The sequence below is a fragment of the Sinobaca qinghaiensis genome (assembly GCF_003610495.1).
GTDB lineage: Bacteria > Bacillota > Bacilli > Bacillales > Marinococcaceae > Sinobaca > Sinobaca qinghaiensis.
This window is the reverse complement of the sequence record NZ_RAPK01000008.1, coordinates 133,555-157,142: the sequence shown is the minus strand read 5'-3', so window position 1 is coordinate 157,142 and position 23,588 is coordinate 133,555. Positions and strand designations below refer to the sequence as shown.

Sequence of the window (23,588 nt, the reverse complement as noted above, 5' to 3'; positions counted from 1 at the left end):
ATAAGAATCCTGCTCAGCCGCAGAGATTTCTGGAAGGTTCGCGCAGGAAGCTCTGCTTCCGAAGCGTAACCTGAAGAAACGGCAGCGGCTGGATTATTATCCTGGACAGAGAAAAGCGGACACATCCGTTAAGCCCCAGAGCTCCTGGACCGCAATAAAAAAAGAAAAAGCCTAAAGCGGAATTAAAGCCGCTTTAGGCCTTTTTTGATAGGGGGAATAGTAGTGGAGCCTTTGGAAAACATGCTTTTGATCATATACTGTCCATAGTGGATACCCTGTTGATAGGAAACTTTTCCTGGAAGCGGCGGAAGGTTTTCTACATGTGCGTCAATCACGACTGGAACTTCACTGGAGGCCGCCAGCTTCAAAGCATGTCTGAGCTCTTCCCGGGAATCAGCCGTATAGCCAATTCCACCGCAGGCCCGGGCAAATCCAGCGTAATCAATGTCGCTTATATCTGTCGCTTCAGGCTGATTTCCCATTGCCTGCTGCTCAAATTCAATCATCGAAATTTTTTCATTATTAAATACCACCATGATGATAGGCAGCTTATACTTCACAGCCGTAGCAAAATCCTGCATTCCCATCGAAAAGCCGCCGTCTCCGACAATGCCGATAACCTGGCGGTCGGGAAAAGCAAGCTTTGCAGCGATAGCTCCGGGAAGAGAGCATCCCATGGTGGCAAGCCAGGAAGAGAGGATCATTTTTTGCTTTTTCAAGCGGAGATAGCGGGCGGTCCAGACCGTAACGCTTCCGACATCCAGGGAAATAACAGCATCATCTTCCAGGATGTTCTGAATTTCAGCAATAGCCTGCTGGGGTTGAAGAAGCTCCGTTTCTTTATCAATATCCTGTTGAAGCTCCTCATTCCAGTTTTCGCGCTTTTTTATATAGGTCTGGAGAAAATCATCGTTTTTTTCTTCAAGCCCATTCGTAAACCAGGGGAGAATCGAACGAAGATCCCCTACCAGACCGACACGGGACGGATAGTATTTCCCTATTACAGAAGGATCGATATCAATCTGAACGGCAGGTGTGTCTTCCGGTAGGAACTCCCGGTAGGGAAAGGCGGTTCCGAGCAAAAGCAGCAGATCGGCCTCCTGGATGGCGTCATAAGAAGGCTTTGTACCGAGCTGCCCGAGCTGTCCCATATTCTGTGGATGATCGTCCGGGATCATTCCTTTAGCAGGAAGGGAAACAATGATAGGAGCCTTGATTTTTTCTGCGAAAGCCAATACTTCTTCGGCAGCGCCTTCCGCACCTTTGCCGACCAGAATCGCTGGTTTTTTTGATTCATGCATATAGGTGACTGCTTCTTTAAGGTCCTTTTCCTCCGGACGGATAATAGGAGAAGAGTAAATAGAAGATGTCAGAGCTTCTTTTGATTTTACCTTCTGGGCGAATAAATCGTCCGGGACAATAAGAACAGCAGGACCCTTTTCTGCATAAGCCGTTCGGATAGCCTGATTGAGCAGGTCCGGAAGCTGCTCTGCCGTCTGAACGCGGCGGTTATACACCGCTGCGTCTTCAAACATTGCTTCAAGCTTGAGTTCCTGAAAGTTATCCGTGCCCACAAGCGTACTGCTTATCTGGCCTACAATGGCAAGAACAGGGGCTTTATCTTTTTTGGCATCATATAAGCCGTTCTGCAGGTGGACGGCACCCGGTCCTGCAATAGACAAACAAACGCCGATTTGATGAGTAAGCTTGGCATGGGAAGAGGCCGCAAGTGCTCCTGTTTCTTCATGTCGTATTTGAATAAAACGAATTTCCTGCTGTTTACGAAGTTCTTCCATAAATTCATTAATAGAATCTCCCGGCATCCCGAAAATCCGGTCAACCTTCCACGCTTTTAAAAGGTCAATAACATGTTCACCGGCTGTTTGTTCGAGCATTGGAAATTCCCCCGTTTCATATTGGTGTATAAGTTAAATGTTTCCCTGTTCCCGGACTCTTAAACAAATACTTTCCACCTGATACGCATCTGGTTATTTAAATATGTTAAACCAGCCTTTCCATTTAAACAAAAGCAGCAGGACGCCGGCCATAACAGCCATGACCGCAAGCGTAATAAAGTAGCCGTTATCGGCCGTAAGTTCGGGCATGTTGGTAAAATTCATTCCGTATAACCCAGCAATAAAGGTGAGGGGAATAAAAATAGTAGATACAATAGTCAGCGTCATCATAATTTCGTTCATCCGATTCGAGTTGATCGTCTGATAGTTGTCCCGCATATCAGAAGTCATTTCCCGGTTGGACTGAATAAGCTCGGTCTGCTTTAATAAGTGATCATACACGTCCCGGTAGTAGGCTTTGTGCTCTGTGATAAGGTCGAGGCGCAGGTCAAGCAACCGGTAAAGCAGATCCCGCATCGGGACAATCGTCCGGCGTAGCTGCAGCAGATCTCCGCGGATATCAAATACTTCGTCAATTAAATCTCTGTACGTTTTGTCCGCATCTTTTTCTTCAATTTCATTGAGACGGTCTTCCATCTGGTAAAGAGGTGGGAAGTATTCATCAACAATTTTGTCGATAATGGAATAGATAATATAATAAGTTCCGTTCTGCCGGAAATCCGCAGACGTTCGTGCTTTTTCCCAGATAGCATCTATTTCGGGTGAGGCACTTAAATGAAACGTTACTACATAATTTCTGCCGGAAAAAATATCGACTTCTTTTTTAGCAAATGTATCTTTCTGCAGAGAATGCATCACAAAAAACTCAAAATCCTCATAGTGATCGTATTTCGGACGCTGCATGGAATGAAAGCAGTCTTCTACAGCCAGTGGATGAAAGGCAAAATCCGTTTCCAGGCGGGACGCTTCTTGAGTGGAAGGGTCACGGAAGTCAGCCCAGAACCATTTAATAGTTTGATCAGCAAGCAGTACAGCAATATCTTCATTTTCAATAAATTCATTATGTATCGTAACAGCGAGAGTGCGAATCATTTTTGTACTCCTTTCAAAGTCTTACCCAACGTTTATTAATAGCCTATTTACCGTATGGTCAAACATGAGGTTGTATGAAAGCGCAATCTATGATTTACTAAAAGACATAAATGAATAGCACTGCATTACTTCTAGGGGAGCTTTGTAAGCTGAGAAAAGGAAATGTCCTTGACCCTTATTACCTGATCTGGCTGATACCAGCGGAGGGAAGAAGCCGAAGACTAACCTGACGTCTCTGCTTCTTCTTCCCGGAAGAAGCTTTTTTTTATTTGAGTAATCACTTAATGAGGAGGCAGAGAGAGTGACGGATATATCCAGATTATTAACACATATGGAGGAAAGACAGGAAGATCTTCTCGACCTGGTAAAGACGCTGGTATCTTACGAAACACCGGCGCCTCCGGCAAGAAACACAGCGGAAATTCAGGCATTCATTGCATCTTATTTGGAGAAAGCCGGATATGAGATAGACAGCTGGGACGTTTACCCGGGAGATCCCAACGTAGTAGCGACGAAAAAAGGAACCGATTCAGCCGGATACCACAGTCTTATTCTAAACGGACATGTGGATACAGCTGAAGTAGAAGGATCAGAATGGAAAACGAATCCTTATCGGGCCGAAATCGAAAACGGCTGGATTCAAGGGCGGGGTACGGCTGATATGAAAGGCGGTCTGGCAGGAGCCTTATTTGTTATCCGTATGTTTCACGAGCTGGAAATAGAGCTGCCGGGTGACCTTATGCTGCAGTCAGTGATCGGAGAGGAAGTAGGTGAAGCGGGAACGCTTGCGTGCTGCAGGCGTGGTTATACAGCGGATTATGCACTCGTTGTTGATACCAGCGATCTGCATATACAGGGGCAGGGCGGAGTGATTACTGGATGGATTACCATTAAAAGCCCGGATACATTTCACGATGCGATGAGACGGAATATGATTCATGCCGGCGGTGCAGTGAAGGGAGCCAGTGCGATTGAGAAAATGATGGTCATTATTCAAGGGCTGCAGACTTTGGAAAGGCAGTGGGCTGTGGAAAAAAGTTATCCGGGCCTGCCGGCAGGAGCGAACACGATTAACCCTGCTGTTATTGAAGGAGGAAGGCATGCAGCTTTTATAGCAGATGAATGCCGGCTCTGGGTGACCGTTCATTTTTATCCGGATGAAACACATGAATCCGCCGCAGCAGAAGTAGAGGAGCATATACGTAATGTTGCTTTGGGAGACCCCTGGCTGCGACATCATCCTCCTGAATTTATATGGGGCGGCACCTCCATGATTGAAGAAAGAGGAGAAATTTTCCCTTCTCTTTCGGTTGATAGGGAACACCCTGGAACAAAACTGCTGGCACAGGCTTTTGAAAAAACGGCCGGCGAAAAAGCCGTTCTCGATGTTTCTCCTACCGTAACGGATGGAGGATGGCTTGGTGAAGCCGGAATACCAACTGCCATTTTCGGCCCCGGAACGCTTGCCAACGCCCACGCTGTGAACGAAAGGCTATCTATCGAACAATTAGTAACATATACAAACACGCTTGCCGTTTATGTATATGAATGGCTGCATTCAGAAAAAAAGAAGGAGGAATAGAAATGTCATTCAGCCGTACGCTTCAGCAAAAACTTCAGCCGATCTGGAGGAAAAACCACAGTCATCCGTTTGTTACTGGAATGGGGGACGGAACGCTGGAAAAAGAAGCCTTTCGTTATTTTATGATACAGGATTATTTGTATTTAAAAGAATATGCCCGTCTGTTTGCGATGGGGACGATGAAGGCCCGGACATTAAAAACAATGGGAGAGTTTGTGGATCTGCTTCAGTCTACGCTCAACGAAGAGATGCAGCTGCATAGGGACTACAGTGCCAGGCTTGACATTACAGAAGAAGAGCTGGAACAGGCCGAGGCAGCGCCAGTGACCTTGGCCTATACGAGGTATATGCTTCATGAAGGACAGAACGGAGGGCTGGCTGAACTGACGGCGGCACTGCTTCCATGTATGTGGAGTTACGCAGAAATCGGCCGGGATCTAAGCCGCATTCCAGGAGCAGTTGAGCATGAGCTCTACGGAGAGTGGATACGCACGTACAGTGACCCGGATTTCCTGAAACTCGCAGACTGGTGCATTGATCTGCTGGACGAGCTGTCAGAAGGAAAGCCACAGCATGAACTCGATAAGCTGGAAGAGATTTTCTTAACGACGACCAAGTTCGAATACCTATTTTGGGACATGGCGTACCATCACAAAAACTGGCCGGTATAATAGAAAAAGAGAACCTAATTCGTATTGTATGTCTATACATCACCTCGAATACTTTCAAAGATTTTATAAAAAAAGAAGAAAAACACACAGGGGTGACTCCTGCAGAACAGCCATAGATGAAGATAAAGAAGACGATTTTTCTTCTTTAGCTGAGGCATGGCCTGCGGAAAGCACCCCTGTGCGAGATTTTTTATAAAAATACGTATTTTGTTTTTTTCAACAGCCTGAAAAGAGAAAGCACGGTGGGTGCTTTCTCTTTGCTGTTTAAGGTCGTTTTAATAAAAATACTCCAAACCATTCCTTTTCATCTGTCCAAAAAGCATCTACGTTTAAATGAGATTGCTTAGCCAGTGCAATAAACTCGGAAATAGAAAATTTATGGGAGTTTTCGGTATGAATGGTTTCTCCCTTGGAAAAGTGAAAGGTGTGTTCTTCCAGCGATACCAGCTGTTCTTTACTGCTCTGAAGGTGCATTTCAATTCGTCCGTTTTCCTCAGAATAAAAAGCATGGTGCGTAAACTCAGCTGAATCAATATCAGCTTTCATTTCTTTGTTCATACGTTCCAGAATATTTAAATTGAAGGCGGCTGTAATGCCTTTGGCATCATTATAAGCGTGATGAAGAACAGCAGTATCTTTCTTTAAATCTACGCCAATCAAAATCTGCCCGTCGTCATCCAATTCGCCGGCCAATGATTGAAGAAAAGCGGCGGCCTCTTTTTTCTGAAAGTTGCCGATCGTTGAACCGAGAAAGCAGATGGTTTTATTATTTCCCTTGTCCTGCTGCAGAAAGTCCAGGGTGCTCGTATAATCTGCACATATGCCGGTAACCTCTAAATCCGGATATCGTTCCAGCACTTGTTCTGCGGTATCCTGAAGCGCACTGATCGATATATCCACCGGTCTATAAGAAGCAGGGCTCTCCAGAAAAGGGAGCACCTGATTGATTTTGTCGAAGCTTCCGCTTCCAAGTTCAATAATATGCGCACGGACGCCTATTGCTTCAGCAATATCAGGACCAAAATCGTGCAGAATCTCCATCTCTGTCCGGCTTACGTAATATTCCGGCAGCTTCGTAATGGCGTTGAATAATGAACTTCCCGTTTTGTCGTAAAAATGCTTGGCCGGCAGAGCCTTATGGGTTTTTTCGAAACCGGCAATCACATCTTCTTTAAAAGATGACACATCAGGCTGCAGGTCAACCAGCGTATAAGGAAGATTTGTTTTTTTCATTTATTCATCCTTTGCAAGGCGGATGCCGCTGAACTGCCAGCGTTTTTCAGGAGGGAAAAAATTCCGGTACGTCGAGCGGATATGAGACTGCGGTGTTGCACAGGATCCTCCACGCAGTACCATCTGGTTACTCATAAATTTGGCGTTGTATTCTCCAAGCGCCCCTTCAAGCGGCCGATTATTGGGATAAGGAGCGTAAGGACTTCTTGTCCATTCCCATACGTTTCCATAAACATGCTCCGGCTTATCGACCGGGGCAGGGTGGTACGTTTCGGCTTCTACAAAATGTCCCTCTGTAGAATATCCGCTGAACGCGTGCTCCCATTCCTGTTCTGTAGGGAGGCGGAAGCCGGCCCATCGGGAAAAGGCGTCTGCTTCATAATAGCTGATGTGGGTGACGGGTTCTTCCGGATTCACCTTCTTGAGCCCCTGCAGAGAGTAGGCGTACCATTCGCCCTCATGCTTTTCCCAGTATAAGGGGGCTTCCCACTGCTCCTGTTTGACGATAGACCAGCCTTCGGACAGCCAGTATCCGGCCTCTTTGTAGCCGCCGTCTTCAATGAAATTCATGTATTCCCTGTTTGTTACGGGAACGGTCGCGATCGAAAATGGATGGATCCAGTATTTATGAACGGGACGTTCATTATCAAAAGAAAAATGAATATTATTCGTGCCTATTTCTGTAAGTCCCTCCTCAAACGTCAGCCATTCCCTCGGCGCAGCGGTCGTTTCTGACAGATGATCCGGTATAATAGCAGGATTTGTCGGATTGATCGAGAAGTTGTACTTAGTGTCTGTAATAAGCAGCTCCTGGTGCTGCTGTTCGTGCTGCAGACCTACTTCCATCAGATCAGCAATTTCCTCTGTTAAAGGCGTAGTCTGTAAAAAAGCCTCCACCTGCTGCTCTACGTAGTCACGATAGGCAAAGGTTTCCGCTACAGTGGGCCGCGAAATCAGCCCGCGCTGTGACTTGGGGAAAATCTTTCCCTGTGTTTCATAATAGGAGTTATAAAGAGCGTTGGAGTCCTTGGAAAACTCTTCATAGTTTTCAGCATGATTTTTTAATATAAATTGTTCAAAAAACCAGGTTGTATGGGCTAAGTGCCATTTTGCCGGACTCACGTCGGGAGATGCCTGCATCATATAATCCTCCGTTTCCAGAGGGGCGGTAATGTGAAGCGTTTGTCTGCGGATTGTCCGAAAATCTTCCAGAAGCTTTTCAACAGCAGCTGAAGCGGTGTGTTCGATGGGGAAAACCTCCTAAAAAAATTTTACTTATCTCATACCTTCTTTTTGATGGAACGAAACCTGCAGACCCGTCAGAATAATAGAATGTTAGAATTCATTATAGAGAGGGTACATAATGATATACGTCAAATAACATGGAGCGGTAAAATGATAAATACCTGGCAGGCTAAAGCAATTAGAAAAAAAGCTTCTTTTAAAAAGCGCCCTTCTACAATAAATATTCAGGCGGTCGCCTCCGCTGAAAAACGATTGATTTCTACAACAGGGCGGCTCACTCCTGTAACTTTTTATTATCCGGTAAGATCGGGAACAGCAAAACTTCCTATTTACATAAACCTGCATGGAGGCGGGTTTGTACATGGAGATGCTTCTCAGGACGATCCTTACTGCAGATATATAGCAAATGAAGCTTCTTGTCTGGTAGTGAATATCAATTATGCGAAAGCGCCGGAATCTCCATTCCCGGCAGCGCTGGAAGAAAGTTATGAAGTAATAAAATGGGTGGTTGACCACGCCGAAAGCCTCGGTGCTAATAAAGACCGGCTGGCTGTCGGAGGTCAGAGCGCAGGGGGTAACCTGGCTGCAGCGCTTACTCTGCTGGCAGCCATCAGGAAAGAATTTTCCTTTTCCAAACAGATTCTTAATTACCCAGTGCTGGATTTGGTAACGCCATCTGAAGAGAAGCCGGTACTTGATGAAAACCGGGTCATCCCGGCTAAACAGATGACTTTTTATAATAACTGCTACGTGCTGGATAAGGAAAGTGCTAAAAATCCACTTGCCTCTCCTATCATGGCGGAAAATATGAATGGTGTTCCGCCGGCACTGGTTATTACCGCAGAATATGATTCCCTGGCAGAAGAAGCAGAGCTGTATGCTGCTAAGCTTATCAAACATGGAATCGAGGCTGAGCACAGGCGTTTTGACGGGTGTGAGCATGCATTTACCCATGACGGCCCGAACAGGCAGGCAGAAGAAGCCTGGGAACTTATTGCCGGTTCACTAAAAACATCCCTGCATACCAATGAACCCGCTTCATCATCTACTACTAAATAAGGAGTGAAGAAAAATGGACGATCGTTTATTTAAATCCGCTATGGGCAAATTTGCCTCCGGCGTAACCGTAATTACAACAGAAACAGACGAAATATATGGGATGACAGCCAACGCATTTATGTCGGTATCCCTTGATCCAAAACTAGTAGTTGTTTCGGTGTCTAAAAATGCTACCTGTCACGAAAAGATTAAAGAAGCCGGAACCTTTTCGGTTAGTATTCTTTCGCAGGAGCAGGAGAAATATTCCATGTACTTTGCCAGACAGCTCAAGGAAGATATCGAAGTATCCTTCGAACGGTTTGAAGGTCAGCCTATTATTGAGGACTCGTTGGCTAGTCTGGTCTGCAGAGTACATTCGACCCACGAAACAGGGGATCACACATTGTTTGTTGGAGAAGTGATTAACCTTCAGGTACAGGACGGGGATCCGCTGCTGTACTTTGAAGGAAAATACAATAAATTTGCTGAATAAATAAAAGCAGCTTTGTCAAAAATACTGCTGACACAAAAGCCGGGTCCGGAGAGTTTCTCCGGACCCGGCTTTTTTAGTTTGATGTTTTTACACTCACTACGGTAACAGTAACCAGAATGAGGGCCATTCCGAGAAGCTGAACGAAAGTTAAATGATCGCCAAGCAGCAGCACACCGAATAAAGAGGCGGTTACCGGCTCAACCATCGCCACCATTGAGGCTTTTGCAGGAGTCGTCAAGCGAATTCCGATTACATATAAGATAAAGGAAATCCCGGCGCCGACAATACCTAAAAGAAGAAACCAGCCTGTATCGTTTGATGTCAGAACAGCGGCGGCTTCGTCCATATCAGCAAATATAAAAAGAATAATGCAAAAAGCAAGAAACGCAATGGTTAACGTAGCCTGGGGTTTCCCAAGAGACGAAGCATTTTTAAATCCAAATATAAAAAGCGCGTAGGACAGCCCGGCAGCCAGGCCGGCAGCCACCCCTAAAGCATTGACGGTAAGTGACCCCATATTATAAGCCCCTGTAAGAAGTATAATCCCTATAAGAACCCCGGCAATGCTTCCCCATTTCAGCCAGGTGGAACGTTCCATTCCGAGTATAAAAGAAATAAGAAGAACAAATATTGGGGCTGTATACATTAAGGTAACCGCCACAGCGATACTTGATGCCTGAATACTTACGAAATAAAAGGTGAAATTCCCGGCGACACCGACTCCTGCAAGCAGAGCCCATATGTAGAAAGAAGTAGAGCGGACCCAGTTGTCTTTAAAACGAAAAAGAACCCAAGTAAAAAAACAGATAAAACCAATAATTCCCCGGTAGAGCGAAATAACAATAGGGTCCCAGCCCCGGCTCATTAAAATGTCGGCAATACCCCCGGTGATCCCCCAGAATACTGCAGCCAGCATCACTAATCCGACGCCTGCGTATTTCATGTTCATAATCTGCCTCCTTAAGCGCTTTTTTTATATTTTTATTCATCATTCCTTTTTAGAAAATAGATTCCATTTATCCCAGTTTAGAAGAATGAATAGAACCCTATTATCATTAGTTTATGAAAAACGTTTCTTTTCTTTTTGTCCATCGAGCATCTGCTTTAAATCATGTTTTTTCCTGGTGGCTACGAGAATGAATAACGTATCGCCCGGCTGTATTTCAATATTGGCATCTGTGTTGAGAAGCTCTCCATCGCGGACCAATGCATTAACAGCAGATTCTTCCGGAATATTAAGGCTGTTTACATGATGACCAATAATGGCAGAACGTTTGGAAGCTTTGTATTCGACAAGCTTGGCATCTGTTTTTCCAATATTGACGAGCTCCCAGGAGGAATGTTCATCCTTAGTGTCGGGGGCGGTGACTTTTAGTTTATTGGACAAAGGAGCAATAGTTGATCCTTGAATTAAGGCGGAAGTGAGTACGATAAAAAAGACCGTATTGAAAATGATCGAATCGTTATCTACCCCGGCAACGATAGGAAAGGTAGCCAGAATAATCGGCACAGCGCCGCGCAGCCCGGCCCAGGACAAGAACAGCCGGTCATTCAGGGAGAAACCGCTCCCTATTGTGGAAAGGAAAACGGCTGCCGGTCTGGCAATAAACATAATGAAAAAAGAAAGCAGGACACCCGTCCATATTACACCCCATGAAAAAATATCTTCCGGGGTGGCAAGCGCTCCAAGAACAATAAACATAACAATTTGGGCCATCCAGGCAAATCCTTCGTGAAAGGTTGTGATGGAATGACGGTAGGTTAATTCTGAATTGCCGATAACAAGTGCAGCTACGTAAACGGCAAGAAAGCCGCTTGCCAGGGCAAACTGGGCGGAACTGTAAATAATAAACGCAAAAGAAATTGCAAAAATAGGATAAAGTCCACCTGCGTCCATATTAATCTTGTTGACTGCGTAGGAACCGGCCTTTCCTAAAACCAGTCCAATTAATAATCCGCCGGTCATCTGCCATAAAAAACTTCCGGCCATCAGCGCGTAGCTGGGATCCGGAGAAGTAAGGAGTTCGATAGCAGCCAGAGTAAGGAAAACGGCCATTGGATCGTTGGCTCCGGCTTCTCCTTCCATAGAGGCACTGAGGTTCGGTTTAATGTTTTTACCCTTCAGCGTAGCGAATACGGCGGCAGCATCAGTAGAACCGACCAGCGCTCCGAGCAGAAAGGCTTCTGTCATTGTAAGGTCGAGAAGAACGTAGGCAAAGCCCGCCAGAAGCAGGGAAGTGAGCAGTACTGTAATAGTTGCCAGCGAGAGAGCAGTGCCGGCAACCGGGCGGATAACCGACCAGTTTGTCTGGATACCGCCTTCAAATAAAATAATAACAAGAGCGAGAATACCAATTGCCTGCACATATTCTACGTTCCCTAAAGGAAGGATATTTAATCCGCCGGATCCCATAAGCATACCAATCGCAATAAACAATATAAGAGATGGAACACCGAGACGGGTGGAGAACTTGGATACCAGTACCCCGCAGGCAAGCAGCAGGCCGGTAAGAAGAAGAATATAATCACTTAATAAATAACCGCTCAGCACAATATAGCCTCCTTTTTTTCAGGAAGAAAACAAAAAAAATGCCCGATTACAGGCATTTTTGTAAGATGCTGTCCTTTTGTATTATGGTTTCATATCAATCCACGAATACGTATGGTGCATGGAAAAGCCGTTAAAGCTCCGGTAGCCGCTGTAGGCGGAGCGTACCTTTTCCAATTCTGCCTGCATATATGTTTCGCCTTCTTCATAAAAAGTAGTAAAAGATTCAGATGAACCGAGGTTCATCGTTTCTACTCCGATGGTTACAGGCGTTGCATATACATTCCCCCAATTCATCTCATTTGAAACCAGAGCAGTAATGCCATTGGGTCCGTCTGCTTTGTCCCGGTAGGCCATAATATTAACACCGTCCGCCTGCTTGATGATCCATTCCGCCAGATTGCCTTTTCCGATTTTGTTATTATAGGTTCTTTCATCAAACCAGAAAGGCATATCGGCAAAAAGAGGCAGCCCCATATCGTTGGCGGCTTTTGTGCTGTTTATCATCAACTTTTGATAATTAAATACGCTTTTCTTGTAGTCGGTGTTCCAGCTCGAATGAAGGTAAGGTTCTACATCAAGATGAACAGCCGCAAATTTTTCTGAAGGTGCTGCACTGTTCTGGTAGGTGTTCAGCCAGGAAAATACAGGCGGCGGCGTTTTGCCGCTGTACCGCTCGCCCCAGTCAGAGGCACCGTCCAGGGCATGCACCGCTATCCCGCGCTCGCCTGCTCTTTGAATAAAGCTGCGGTAGGAGGAGGATGGGATATTTCGATCAATCTGCAGATAGACGGCTTCGGCTTCTTTGGATTCAAGAAAAGTAAGAATCCGATCGGGTTCGGAAAGCATTCTATTTGTGTCCCACAGCCAGGTGGATAAATAATCACCATTTGCGTTCACATGCTGCTGAGGCGTAATTGCCACAATAATCACCGCCAGTAAAATAGTTAAGATGGAAAAAAATCGTTTCATTCATTAGTCCTCCAGTTTATAGGGATATAAGAAGCAGCGCCTGCCGGTTAAAAGGATTATGCTATAATTTAGTTAAAAAAGAAAAGGAGTGGATCATATATTTTTCAGCCAGATTTTTGGACGGCTCATTAAAGTAAACAGCAGATTTATTTTCTTGAGTGCCGGCCTTTTAATTTTATTTAGTTCCTATTTTATTTATTATTTGGAGCCGGAAACGTTCGAGTCCCCCTTTAACGGATTCTGGTGGGTGATGACAACCGTTACAACGGTAGGGTTCGGTGATTACTCTCCTGTTACAGTTGGAGGAAAACTGTATGCTATTTTTCTCTATATAATAGGTATCGGTCTGATATCGATAGTTATAAGTAAAATCGTCGATTATTTTTACATGTATAATCGTAAAAAAGAAGGTGGAAGATTGGATTTTAAAGGAAAAGGCCATATCGTGATTATCGACTGGAGCCGAAATGCGGGACTGGCTATCCAGGAAATTTTACATACAGATAAGCATGTGGACATTGTTATTGTGGATCAGCTGGAGCAGGCTCCTATTCATCATGACCGCGTTCATTATGTGAAAGGCAACCCCATTCACAAAGAAACCCTTGATCAGGCGAATATCAAAGAAGCGAAAGCAGTATTTGTATTTCCGAACGAACTGACAAGAAACGGCGAGTTCATTCATGATCCTTCCTATATCGATGGAAAAACGCTGTTGATTGCGACCAATATTGAACGCCACTATGACTCTATTTATATCATTGTAGAAGTAAAAGAACGCGAGAATATTCATAACTTTACCCACGTTCGAATTGACGAATTTATTTTGTCCTCAGAGATGGTGGCCCAGCTGGCGGTGCGTTCAGCTTTCAGCCCCGGCACATCAAGACTGGTATCCCAGCTCCTTTCGAAAAGTTACGGGGATGATTTGTATGAAATATCAAAGCGTCCGGAATGGAACACGTACCGGGAGGCCTTTAAAGAACTGCTGCATGAGGGAGCTACGCTCGTATCGGACGGACAGGACTTCCACATTAACCAGAAGCTGGATGAAAAGATTGGCGAAGATGCCCGGCTGTTCGTAATCTGCAGTGAGAAAACATATGATCAGATCCATAAAAGAAAAAAGCAGAAAAACCGCTGACGGTTTTTCTGCTTTTGCTTATTATAGAGCTGCTACGATTTTACCGCGGACATGCCCGTCTTTTATACGGTGAAGAGCAGATGCCGTCTCTTCCAGTGAAACCACTTCCAGCGGAAGCGGTTTGATTTTGCCCTGCGAGGCGATGGCGCCAAGCTCCCTGGCCATGCGGCCGAGATCGGCACGCTGTTCGAGATCATCAGACCGGTACACAAAGCCAAGTGCCACTTCATGAAAAGAAGGAGCCAGCGTTTTGGGAGTGTACTGGGTGAAATCCGGCAGCGAAGCGATACAGACAAGATGGCCGTTAAAAGCAAGAAAATCGACAGCTTCGGTGGCTGTTTTTTCGCCGATAGTGTCCAGCACGATGTCCACGCCGCGTCCCTTAGTATATTTGTGAATGGCTTCGGTCACATTTTCTGTTTTGTAATCAATGATTTTATGCGCGCCCAGTTCTGTTACGTAATCATTGTTCTCCGGAGAACACGTCGTGATGATATGAAGACCGGCAAGCGAGGCAAGCTGAATGGCATATCCGCCCACTCCGCCGGCGCCGGCCTGAATAAGAATAGTCTGTCCCTTCTGTACTGTTACTTTCCGGTACAGGGACTGATAGGCAGTAAGAGCGGCGGTTGGAAGGGAAGCGGCTTCTTCATGACTCCATCCCGATGGAAGCGGGGCAAGTACTTCAGCAGGGACGGTAACGTATTCAGCAAGAGCGCCGTTTTCTGCCATGCTTATGTGGCCGTATACTTCGTCTCCCTCTTTCCAATCGGATAAGCCGGGGGATACATTATCAATGATGCCGGAAACATCCAGACCCGGTATGTGGGGGAATTCCCATTCAGGCAGTCCGTTTTCTGATAGTTTATAATCCACCGGATTAAGGCCGGCTGCTTTTACTTTAATTCGTACTTCCTGTTCCTTTGGTTCAGGTACAGGGAGATCAGTAATTTCCAGATGATCAATACTTCCTGGTTTCGTAAGTGCTAATGCTTTCATTAATAGAGTCCTCCTTTAGTTAATAAAGCTGTTCGGGTTTCTGTAAACAGGCGTATACGTACTTACATTCCTTTTTTGAAAAAGAATAAACGAAACAAGCGCAAAGAAAGTGAAACAAATAATTCAGTAGCTTCGTAAAATAGAAGCAGGTATGATTAAGAGAGAAAAAGGAGTGGAAGTAATGGGAAGAAGAATATTACTATTATTGGTTACCAATATTTTAATTATTACTACAATTTCTATCGTAATCGGCATTCTGAGCTTATTCGGTATTAATATCGGAGGCATGACGAGCCCGGACGGAAGCATGAACTTTGTAGCGTTACTGCTGTTTAGTGCTGCGTTTGGTTTTGGCGGTGCTTTAATATCTCTGGCGATTTCACGCTGGATGGCTAAAAAAGCGATGGGCGTGAAGGTAATAGATCCGGATCAGCCTCAGTCGCAGGCTGAAAAACAGGTGTTGGAAACCGTTCATACGATGGCAAGAAATGCTGGACTTACGCACATGCCGGAAGTAGGTATTTATAATTCGAAGGAAGTGAATGCTTTTGCTACCGGTCCTTCCAAGAAGCGTTCTCTGGTAGCAGTATCGAGCGGACTGCTGGAGACGATGGATAAAACAGCTGTAGAAGGGGTTATTGCCCACGAAGTGGCTCACGTCGCCAATGGCGATATGATTACGATGACGCTTCTGCAGGGTGTAGTAAATACGTTTGTCATCTTCTTTGCCCGCATCGTGGCTTCGGTGGTGGCCAATTTTGTCAAAGACGAAACGCTTCGTATGTTCGTGAGGTTCGGGGCGATCATTGTGTTCCAGATTTTATTTTCCATTCTGGGAAGTATCGTCGTAATGGCTTTCTCCAGGTACCGGGAGTTTCACGCAGACCGGGGAGGGGCAGATCTGGCCGGCCGCGACAAAATGACCCACGCTCTACAGTCCCTGAAACAGTATTCCGAACGGGTGGACGACAGCCACGGATCTGTACAGACGCTTAAAATCAATGGTAAGACCTCTATGGCGATGCTGTTTTCTTCCCACCCGCCGCTTGAGGAAAGAATTAGAAGACTGCAGGAAAGATAAATTCAAAAGGGCCCGTGCCAAGCGGGTTCTTTTTTATGAGCTTGTTTTAAATGTCTTTATTTATTCACAGCCATTCCGCCCCAATTCTGTTATAAAGAAAGAGAGTATAATTTAAGGAGAGGTAATATGAAATATATTGGAACAGCTTTTGCGGCTTTTGCTTTATTATGGTTTCCGGCTTCTGCCGAGGCTCATACGTATATGGAAGAATCCACACCGGAGGATGGAGAAACGGTAGAAGAAGATATAAGCGAAATCATTATTTCTTTTGACTCTCCTATTCAGGATTACAACATAGCCGATTTATACGATGAAGAAGGAGAACCTGTTCTTGGAGAAGTAACACATGATCCGTTGGAAGAAGTTGCGTTTAATACAGACGAGCCGCTTCCAAATGGGGATTACACCTTTGAGTTTGAAATTATCAGCGAAGACGGCCATATTATTGAGGATACGATTGCCTTTACAGTAGATCAGGAAGAGGATGCTGCTGAAGCGCAGGAGGAAAATGGTGCAGAAGAAGAGGAAGCTGCACCGGAAGAAGAGAGTACAGAAGAGACAGCAGCGGCTGAAACAGAAGAAGAGGACTCCGGCAGTCCCCTGGTTCTGGGAGGAACCGTCATTTTATTAGTACTTGTGGCAGGAGCTTTATTCTTTTTGATCAGGAGAAAAAAGTAAGTGCTTATCGCTGTAAGCAACGGACTTCTGTACGTTGCGCTTGGAATTCTTATGGGAACCGCCCTGCTGAATATGATTCCAAAAACAAACCGGCCGGAGCTTAAAGTACCCTTTCCGCTCGTGCTGGGAAGCGCCCTGCTTCTTCCTGTATTAACATTTCCTTCTCTGCTTGATATTGCCCGGTCTATTTCATCGGGCCGGGACCGCCTGCTTAGCGAAGCATTGGAAATGGTCGTTTTTTCTTTTCAAATTGGAACCGCCTGGATCTCCTTAACGATCGCCTCGGCGGCTCTTGCTGTGTTGATTGCGTTATTTTACAGAAAAAAAAACGCGCATTGGAGTATTTATCTCGCTTCCATGGCGCTTCTCGCAGCAATTATCGGCTTTCAGGCGAGTGTAGGACATGCTGCGTCGGCTAACAGTCTGATTGGATTTACCACTCATACGATGCACTATCTGGCAGTCAGCGTATGGATTGGGACGTTGTTTGTAGTCAGCTGGTTTTCCAAAAGCTATGTTAACTGGGAAGGGTTTTTGGAATGGTTTACGCTTATTGCTGTTGGATGCGTAGTGCTTGTAACAATGTCCGGACTGATTATGTCCCAGCTTATAACGGAATCGATTACCGGCTCCTGGGTACTGAGCTACGGTCAGGCATTGTTATTGAAGCATCTGCTTTTTGCAGTTATTTTATTTTTTGCCGTCTTTAATGCGTTTTTCATCAGGGGGCGCTTAAAAAAAGATGCTTCCTTCAGCCCCAGATCCTGGCTTCGCGCAGAGAGCGCTGCCGCGCTGAGCATTCTTGCGGTGACAGCATTTATGACAGAACAGGAAACGCCCCAGCGAATTGAAAGGCTGCTGCGAGCAGAAGGTCCTTCGCCGCTGTACGCGATGTTATTTGACAGCGGCCCGGCCGGGCCGGCTTCTCCTGTGTTTTCCTTTCACCTTCCGGGTTTGGTGCTGATACTAGTCGGCGGCTTATTTGCCTGGCTGACGTACTATTCCATGAAAAAAGAAATGTCTGCCTGGGTTGTGCTTGGCATTTCTCTCTTTTTTGCAATTAGTATGATGCTGGGATTAATGAGCATGATTGGCCTGGAAACGGCTGCGGCTTCTGCAGCCGGCTTATTTTAAAAAAGGTTATAGATGGCGCATCTGTTCTTTCGGTTCCCGAAAAAAATAGATGCGTCATTTTCTATTTTGCGATAGGCTTGTAGAATAGAAAAAAGAACGGGAGAGAATAAAGATGAGAGAAAATCAACAGGCGGCGGGAGTAGCATTTGCCGGACTGGCTTATTTACTTTGGGGATTTCTGCCCCTCTATTGGAAAATGCTCGGAGGTGTTCCGGCAGGGGAGGTGCTCGCCCACCGGATTGTCTGGTCCCTGATTTTTATGGGAGGCGTGCTTCTCGTGCTGAAAAAGATTCAGCCGGTCGGCAGTGAGATCATCCGGATTTTTAAAAATAAAAAATCAGCGGCGGCTATTACGGCAGCGGCTGTTTTAATAAGCATTAACTGGTTTATATTTATTTTTGCGGTTAACAGTGACAGGGTTATTGAAGCAAGCCTCGGCTACTACATAAATCCTTTATTTAATGTCGTGCTGGCGACTGCTTTTTTAAAAGAGAAACTTACAAAAGCGGAGGGACTGGCTTTCTTTCTCGCAGTAGGAGGAGTTATTACCCTGACGTTTTACTACGGCTACTTCCCATGGGCGGCGATTGGTCTGGCGCTCAGTTTCGGGCTGTACGGATTGATAAAAAAAACCACTCCTCTCAGCGCCTGGGCCGGATTAACAGTGGAAACGATGATTATGGTACCTTTTGCGCTGCTGTTTTTGTTTGCAGTTCAGGGAGACGCGGGAGGTGTCTTCCGTTTTTCCTGGGAAGATCATGCCCTTCTAATTGGGGCAGGGGCAGCTACGGCCGTGCCTTTGCTCTTGTTTGCCGCCAGCAGCAAGCGTATTTCGTTTTCCCTTATTGGATTTCTACAGTATTTCGCCCCGACGATCATGCTTTTGCTTGGCGTATTTCTGTTTAATGAGCCATTCAGCCTCCAGCAGCTGACAGCCTTCATAATCGTCTGGATTGGTTTAATTATTTTTACGGTATCCAGATCGAGAACATCCTGGAAAGCGAGAAAATGGAACGCGCTTGGAAAACCGGAGTAATTCATGAACATTTTATGTTTTTCCCGTTGAAACCGAGGGTGGGACTTTACTTTTTCTGAAACTCGTAGCACAATACTAACGGTAGGCATTTTATGTAAAAGAATAAAACAGCTGTTCGGATAAAAAGGGGGCAGTATAGCAGACAGCAGGAGTCTAATGACATTATTAATTTTATAAATATTGCTTTTTCATACTAAATGAAAAACGCATAAAAAATTCAACCAGACGGATATAATCTTACATAGGAGAAACCGTGAATTTTTTATGTCGATTTTGTGTTGAATTTGAAACACAAAATTGAGGTTTGTATGACAGTCTATGAAAAGTAAACAAAAGGAAGCGTAAATTTGCTACCATGGACAGAGCAGAATGTAATTCTGGCAGAGTTTTACTATTATTAGGAAGGAGTGTTGGGTAAGGTGGGAAAATTTATAAGCCGGGCAAAGCGGACGCTGATGCTGCCTGCATTTGCTCTTGTTATATTCTTAAGCGGCTGTGCGGACTTAGTCGTTCTTGATCCGCAGGGCCCTGTTGCAGAAAGTCAGGCAGAACTTATTACATTTTCTATCATTATGATGCTTGGAATCGTAGCTGTTGTATTTGTACTTTTCACGTACATGCTTGTGAAGTTCAGATATCGTCCTGAAAAGGAAGGTAATGATAATTACGATCCAACGCACCACGGCAACAACAAGCTTGAAGTAATCTGGACGGTTATTCCCCTCATTATTGTAACGGTACTGTCTATCCCTACCGTAACAACGATTTTTGAATTGGAGAATCCTCCGGAAGTTTCAGCCGATACAGAGCCTCTTGTTGTTCACGCTACTACGGCGAACTATAAATGGTTCTTCAGCTATCCGGAAGAGAATATAGAAACAGTTAACTATTTACACATACCAACAGACCGGGCGATTGAATTCAAACTTTCTTCAGCAGATTCGATGACTGCTCTTTGGATTCCTGCTCTCGGCGGCCAGAAATATAACATGGCCGGTATGGAAAACACGTTATATCTTCAGGCGGATAACGAAGGTGAGTATGCAGGGCGCAACGCCAACTACAACGGTTCCGGTTTTGCGGGTCATACATTTGAAGTTATCGCGCAGAATGAAGATGACTACAATGCATGGGTAACCGAAGTACAGGAATCAGCTCCTGAGCTTACAGAAGAAGCTTATGTAGAAATGCTTACCCCCGGACTTGCCGCTAACTCCGAGTATTCCTCTACTCATCTGGACTATGTAGACCATGGAACAAATGAAGGAAGAGAATACATCGTAGATCAGCATGGCGGAGAACTTGGAGAAAAGCTTCACCTCCAGGGTGGTCGTGAAATATGGGACGAATAGCACGTTTTAATAGAAAGCAGGTGAGATAATTTGGAGGCGTTTTTAGACTTTTTCTTTGGTGAATTTCTTGTAACAGGACAGCCGCTTATATATGGCGCAATGGTCTCTATTGCACTCGGCTCTATAACGGTCATCGCTGTACTCACCTACTTCAAGGCATGGGGATGGCTCTGGAGAGAGTATATCACCTCTGTTGACCATAAAAAGATAGGGATTATGTATATTATTGCAGCCATCGTCATGTTTGTCCGCGGTGGTATAGATGCGATGATGATGCGGATACAGACTTCACTTCCGGGAATGACGTTCCTGGATTCACAGCACTATAACGAAATCTTCACAACACACGGAACCATCATGATTATCTTCATGGCAATGCCGTTCTTAATCGGCCTGATGAACTTTGCAGTGCCACTGCAGATTGGGGCGCGGGACGTAGCGTTTCCTTTCTTTAACAACTTGAGCTTCTGGTCTTTTGCTTTTGGACTTGCTCTCTTTAATATCTCCTTTATTATCGGGGGATCGCCGGACGCCGGCTGGACCAACTATGCTCCGATGGCCGGGGCGGAACTAAACCCCGGGCCGGCAATTAACTACTATTTACTGGGTCTTCAGCTTTCAGGTATTGGTACGCTGGGAACCGGTATTAACTTCATCGTCACGATTCTTAAGATGAGGGCTCCAGGTATTACAATGATGAGGCTGCCGATTTTTACGTGGTCGACGCTTATTACAGCTCTTATCATCGTGTTTGCCTTCCCAATTCTTACTGTAGCTCTTGCTTTAATGACGCTCGACCGGATATTCGGAGCCAAGCTCTTTACGCTTGCCGGTGAAGGTATGCCGATGATGTGGGCCAACCTGTTCTGGCTTTGGGGACACCCGGAAGTATATATCGTTATTCTGCCGGCATTTGGTATTTTCTCCGAAGTTATCTCCACTTTTGCCAGAAAACAACTGTTTGGCTACAAAGCCATGGTATACGCAATGGTTATTATCGCACTTTTAAGCTTCCTCGTATGGGTTCACCATTTCTTTACAATGGGTGCCGGCGGCGGAGTAAACTCCTTCTTCTCGATTACGACAATGCTTATTGCCGTACCGACCGGGGTTAAGATATTCAATTGGCTCGGCACGATGTACCGGGGCAGAATTACGTTTGAAACACCGATGCTGTGGGCGCTTGCCTTTATCCCTAACTTCGTTATCGGCGGGGTAACAGGGGTTATGCTTGCGATGGCCGCAGCAGACTACCAGTACCACAATACGTACTTCCTCGTAGCTCACTTTCACTATGTGCTTATCGCAGGTACCGTATTTGGATGTTTCTCTGGTTTGATTTTCTGGTATCCAAAAATGTTTGGACACAAGTTGAATGAAAAACTCGGAAAAATATTCTTCTGGTTGTTTATGATCGGCTTTAACGTCTGTTTCCTTCCAATGTATTTCCTCGGATTTGCAGGAATGCCAAGACGTACGTATACGATCGAACCAGAATGGATGCCGCTCAGCTTAACGGCTACAGCGGGCGCCTTTATGATGGCAGCCGGATTTGCTGTATTTGTTTACAGCATCTACTACAGCTTCCGTTATGCAGAGCGCGAAACACAGGGCGACTCATGGGGAGTGGGAAGAACATTGGACTGGGCTACTGCCACACCAATCCCATTCTATAATTTCGCTACTCTTCCTGAGTTTGACAGCAAAGATGCTTATGTAGGAATGAAAGATAAAGGCGAAACCACCTATGACAAATCAAAAGTGGAAGAAATACACATGCCAAGCAACTCCGGCCTTCCTTTCTTTATGATGCTTGCTCTGTTTATTGCAAGTTTCGGACTTGTCTGGGAATGGTTCTGGATGGCGATTCCAGGTTTGATTATGTTCTTTATCGTCATGGGTATCCGCTCGTTTGACTACAATGAAGGGTTCCATGTCTCTACTAAAGAAATTCACGAAATAGAGCAGGCAGCCAGAGGGGAGGATAGCAAATAATGAGTGCACATACGGAAGCAACAACAGGACCAATGGAGTACCGCACACAAGAAGGACGTATGAATATCCTTGGATTTTGGATATTTCTAGGCGCAGAGATTGCATTATTTGCTACCATTTTTGCCACCTACGCTGTTATGATAGGAAGAACGGCAGATGCGCCGCCTCCTCAGGAACTCTTCTCACTGCCTATTACTTTGTTAATGACATTTCTTCTTTTAACGAGTAGTTTTACCTGTGGAATTGCAATCAATGAAATGCGCCGGGGTTCTAAAAACGGCCTTCTTCTCTGGATGGGAATGACACTTGTATTAGGTCTTGGATTTCTCGGTTTGGAAATTTATGAGTTTGAACACCTGGTTCATGAAGGAGCATCGATCAGTTCAGCAGCTTACTGGTCTGCATTCTTCACATTAACCGGTACGCACGGACTTCACGTAACGGTTGGTCTGGGCTGGGGCATACTCTTATTAATTCAGCTGTACCAGAGAGGCATTACGCCGCGGACAGCGAGTAAATTCTTTATATTCGGCTTGTATTGGCACTTCTTAGACGTAGTGTGGATATTCGTATATACAGTCGTGTATTTATTAGGGATGGTGGGTTAAATGAGTTCACACAGTGAATCGCGTTTCCCTATAAAACATTTGATCGGATATATTGCCTCTATCGTGCTTACTGGTGCTGCGGCATGGATTGCCCTGGGAACGGAACTTCCCATGGGATGGATCGTTGCCGGCATCATGGCATTGGCTATTATCCAGGCCGGCATTCAGCTGTTTATGTTTATGCACATTACAGAAACAGACAGCGGGGGCATTCAGCTCGGTAATATGATTTACGCTTTTGGTATTGCAGGTATTATTGTATTAGGGTCTATCTGGGTTATGTCGTTTGGTTATCACGACCACGGCACAGATGGCGGCGGTTCAGAAACAGAAGAACACGGCGGCGACCACTAAATCATATGAAAAGGAAGCTTATCAAAACGATAAGCTTCCTTTTTTGTTCTATCCTTAATTTTTGTATAAACAAAGCCGGAAACACTGCCAATAAGGGCAGTTTACCGGCTTTTTCTATGTCGTGGTTATTTAGAGTTATTACTGACTTCTGAGCGGAGGAAAGGAACACGACGTGAGCGCTCCAGCTGCTTGAAGTAGCTGATCATGATATAAATAATAGCAACGTTGGTAATAAGCAGGCTGCCATAGAAAGCAATGATCGAAGTAGGTGCATTAAGCACAGTAATTGGAGTGAAGTGGCTTAGGAAATAGTCCCACATGCCTAAAGCAAGAGCCGTTTGAAGAACAACGAGAAACCATTTTCTGCGGCGGGCAAAGAAAAACGGGACAAGTGTAGCAAAAACCATAAATACGAGCAATACATCCATTTTAAGCACCTCTTTTTATAATATTCAGTTTAGTAAGCGTTTTCATTCA

The 23,588-nt window shown here is 45.3% G+C and carries 22 protein-coding genes and 1 riboswitch; of the genes, 13 read left to right on the top strand and 9 right to left on the bottom strand.

Going from position 1 to position 23,588, the window contains the following annotated elements; translation table 11 throughout:
* Positions 1-182: 182 nt before the first annotated feature.
* Positions 183-1,895, bottom strand: a complete 1,713-nt coding sequence (locus ATL39_RS08150) for a pyruvate oxidase (RefSeq protein WP_120192846.1) — start codon at positions 1,893-1,895, stop codon at positions 183-185.
* Positions 1,896-1,988: 93 nt separating this feature from the next.
* Entirely contained in the window at positions 1,989-2,948 is a 960-nt protein-coding gene (gene corA, locus ATL39_RS08145; RefSeq protein ID WP_120192845.1) for a magnesium/cobalt transporter CorA, read from the bottom strand.
* Positions 2,949-3,071: 123 nt separating this feature from the next.
* Positions 3,072-3,174: riboswitch (TPP riboswitch) on the top strand.
* A 75-nt stretch (positions 3,175-3,249) separates the two neighbouring features.
* Here corA and ATL39_RS08140 point away from each other — a divergent pair.
* Both ATL39_RS08140 and tenA read left to right on the top strand, forming a co-directional pair.
* Positions 3,250-4,530, top strand: coding sequence for an acetylornithine deacetylase (locus tag ATL39_RS08140; RefSeq protein ID WP_281270887.1), 1,281 nt, complete (start codon positions 3,250-3,252; stop codon positions 4,528-4,530).
* 2 nt (positions 4,531-4,532) lie between these two features.
* Positions 4,533-5,201 (top strand): thiaminase II, encoded by a 669-nt coding sequence (gene tenA, locus ATL39_RS08135; protein ID WP_120192843.1) that lies wholly within the window; start codon positions 4,533-4,535, stop codon positions 5,199-5,201.
* A 264-nt stretch (positions 5,202-5,465) separates the two neighbouring features.
* Here the strand turns inward: tenA and egtD are convergent, their stop codons facing one another.
* Positions 5,466-6,434, bottom strand: a complete 969-nt coding sequence (gene egtD / locus ATL39_RS08130) for an L-histidine N(alpha)-methyltransferase (protein ID WP_120192841.1) — start codon at positions 6,432-6,434, stop codon at positions 5,466-5,468.
* Positions 6,435-7,646 carry an ergothioneine biosynthesis protein EgtB gene (gene egtB / locus ATL39_RS08125; RefSeq protein ID WP_120192839.1) on the bottom strand — a complete coding sequence of 404 codons (1,212 nt, stop codon included), beginning with the start codon at positions 7,644-7,646 and terminating at the stop codon, positions 6,435-6,437.
* 183 nt (positions 7,647-7,829) lie between these two features.
* Here egtB and ATL39_RS08120 point away from each other — a divergent pair, with 183 nt between their 5' ends.
* Positions 7,830-8,738: an alpha/beta hydrolase gene (locus ATL39_RS08120; protein WP_170146872.1), complete on the top strand. Its 909-nt coding sequence runs from the start codon at positions 7,830-7,832 to the stop codon at positions 8,736-8,738.
* 13 nt (positions 8,739-8,751) lie between these two features.
* On the top strand, positions 8,752-9,210 hold the full coding sequence (locus ATL39_RS08115; protein WP_120192835.1) for a flavin reductase family protein: 459 nt from the start codon (positions 8,752-8,754) through the stop codon (positions 9,208-9,210).
* A gap of 73 nt (positions 9,211-9,283) precedes the next feature.
* Here the strand turns inward: ATL39_RS08115 and ATL39_RS08110 are convergent, their stop codons facing one another.
* The 3 genes from ATL39_RS08110 to ATL39_RS08100 form a co-directional block, all read right to left on the bottom strand.
* Positions 9,284-10,153 carry a DMT family transporter gene (locus ATL39_RS08110; protein ID WP_120193151.1) on the bottom strand — a complete coding sequence of 290 codons (870 nt, stop codon included), beginning with the start codon at positions 10,151-10,153 and terminating at the stop codon, positions 9,284-9,286.
* Between the two features lie 117 nt (positions 10,154-10,270).
* Positions 10,271-11,761, bottom strand: coding sequence for a potassium/proton antiporter (locus tag ATL39_RS08105; protein WP_342768765.1), 1,491 nt, complete (start codon positions 11,759-11,761; stop codon positions 10,271-10,273).
* A gap of 81 nt (positions 11,762-11,842) precedes the next feature.
* Positions 11,843-12,730 (bottom strand): amidase, encoded by an 888-nt coding sequence (locus tag ATL39_RS08100; RefSeq protein WP_120192833.1) that lies wholly within the window; start codon positions 12,728-12,730, stop codon positions 11,843-11,845.
* Between the two features lie 88 nt (positions 12,731-12,818).
* Between ATL39_RS08100 and ATL39_RS08095 the strand changes: the two genes are divergently transcribed.
* Complete coding sequence (locus ATL39_RS08095) at positions 12,819-13,874, top strand: potassium channel family protein (RefSeq protein WP_120192831.1); 1,056 nt, start codon at positions 12,819-12,821, stop codon at positions 13,872-13,874.
* A 21-nt stretch (positions 13,875-13,895) separates the two neighbouring features.
* On the opposite strand, the gene ATL39_RS08090 is transcribed toward ATL39_RS08095, so the two are convergent.
* Complete coding sequence (locus ATL39_RS08090) at positions 13,896-14,873, bottom strand: zinc-binding dehydrogenase (RefSeq protein WP_120192829.1); 978 nt, start codon at positions 14,871-14,873, stop codon at positions 13,896-13,898.
* Between the two features lie 181 nt (positions 14,874-15,054).
* On the opposite strand from ATL39_RS08090, the gene htpX reads away from it, so the two are divergent.
* From htpX to qoxD, 8 genes are all read left to right on the top strand, one after another.
* Positions 15,055-15,954, top strand: coding sequence for a protease HtpX (gene htpX / locus ATL39_RS08085; protein WP_120192828.1), 900 nt, complete (start codon positions 15,055-15,057; stop codon positions 15,952-15,954).
* 126 nt (positions 15,955-16,080) lie between these two features.
* Positions 16,081-16,632, top strand: a complete 552-nt coding sequence (locus tag ATL39_RS08080) for a copper resistance CopC family protein (protein WP_120192826.1) — start codon at positions 16,081-16,083, stop codon at positions 16,630-16,632.
* Positions 16,633-17,766, top strand: coding sequence for a copper resistance D family protein (locus tag ATL39_RS08075; RefSeq protein WP_120192824.1), 1,134 nt, complete (start codon positions 16,633-16,635; stop codon positions 17,764-17,766).
* 112 nt (positions 17,767-17,878) lie between these two features.
* A complete protein-coding gene (rarD, locus tag ATL39_RS08070; RefSeq protein ID WP_245960952.1) occupies positions 17,879-18,802 on the top strand; it encodes an EamA family transporter RarD in 924 nt (307 codons plus the stop codon).
* Positions 18,803-19,221: 419 nt separating this feature from the next.
* A complete protein-coding gene (qoxA, locus tag ATL39_RS08065) occupies positions 19,222-20,154 on the top strand; it encodes a cytochrome aa3 quinol oxidase subunit II (RefSeq protein ID WP_245960951.1) in 933 nt (310 codons plus the stop codon).
* A gap of 30 nt (positions 20,155-20,184) precedes the next feature.
* The gene (gene qoxB / locus ATL39_RS08060) at positions 20,185-22,149 is read left to right on the top strand and encodes a cytochrome aa3 quinol oxidase subunit I (RefSeq protein ID WP_281270886.1); all 1,965 of its coding nucleotides are present in this window, start codon (positions 20,185-20,187) and stop codon (positions 22,147-22,149) included.
* A complete protein-coding gene (gene qoxC, locus ATL39_RS08055; protein WP_120192820.1) occupies positions 22,149-22,757 on the top strand; it encodes a cytochrome aa3 quinol oxidase subunit III in 609 nt (202 codons plus the stop codon). Before qoxB ends, qoxC begins: the two co-directional genes overlap by 1 nt.
* Positions 22,758-23,111: a cytochrome aa3 quinol oxidase subunit IV gene (qoxD, locus tag ATL39_RS08050; RefSeq protein ID WP_120192818.1), complete on the top strand. Its 354-nt coding sequence runs from the start codon at positions 22,758-22,760 to the stop codon at positions 23,109-23,111. It begins immediately after the preceding gene.
* 125 nt (positions 23,112-23,236) lie between these two features.
* Here qoxD and ATL39_RS08045 read toward each other — a convergent pair whose 3' ends face one another.
* Positions 23,237-23,539: a hypothetical protein gene (locus ATL39_RS08045; RefSeq protein ID WP_120192816.1), complete on the bottom strand. Its 303-nt coding sequence runs from the start codon at positions 23,537-23,539 to the stop codon at positions 23,237-23,239.
* Between the last annotated feature and the right edge of the window lie 49 nt (positions 23,540-23,588).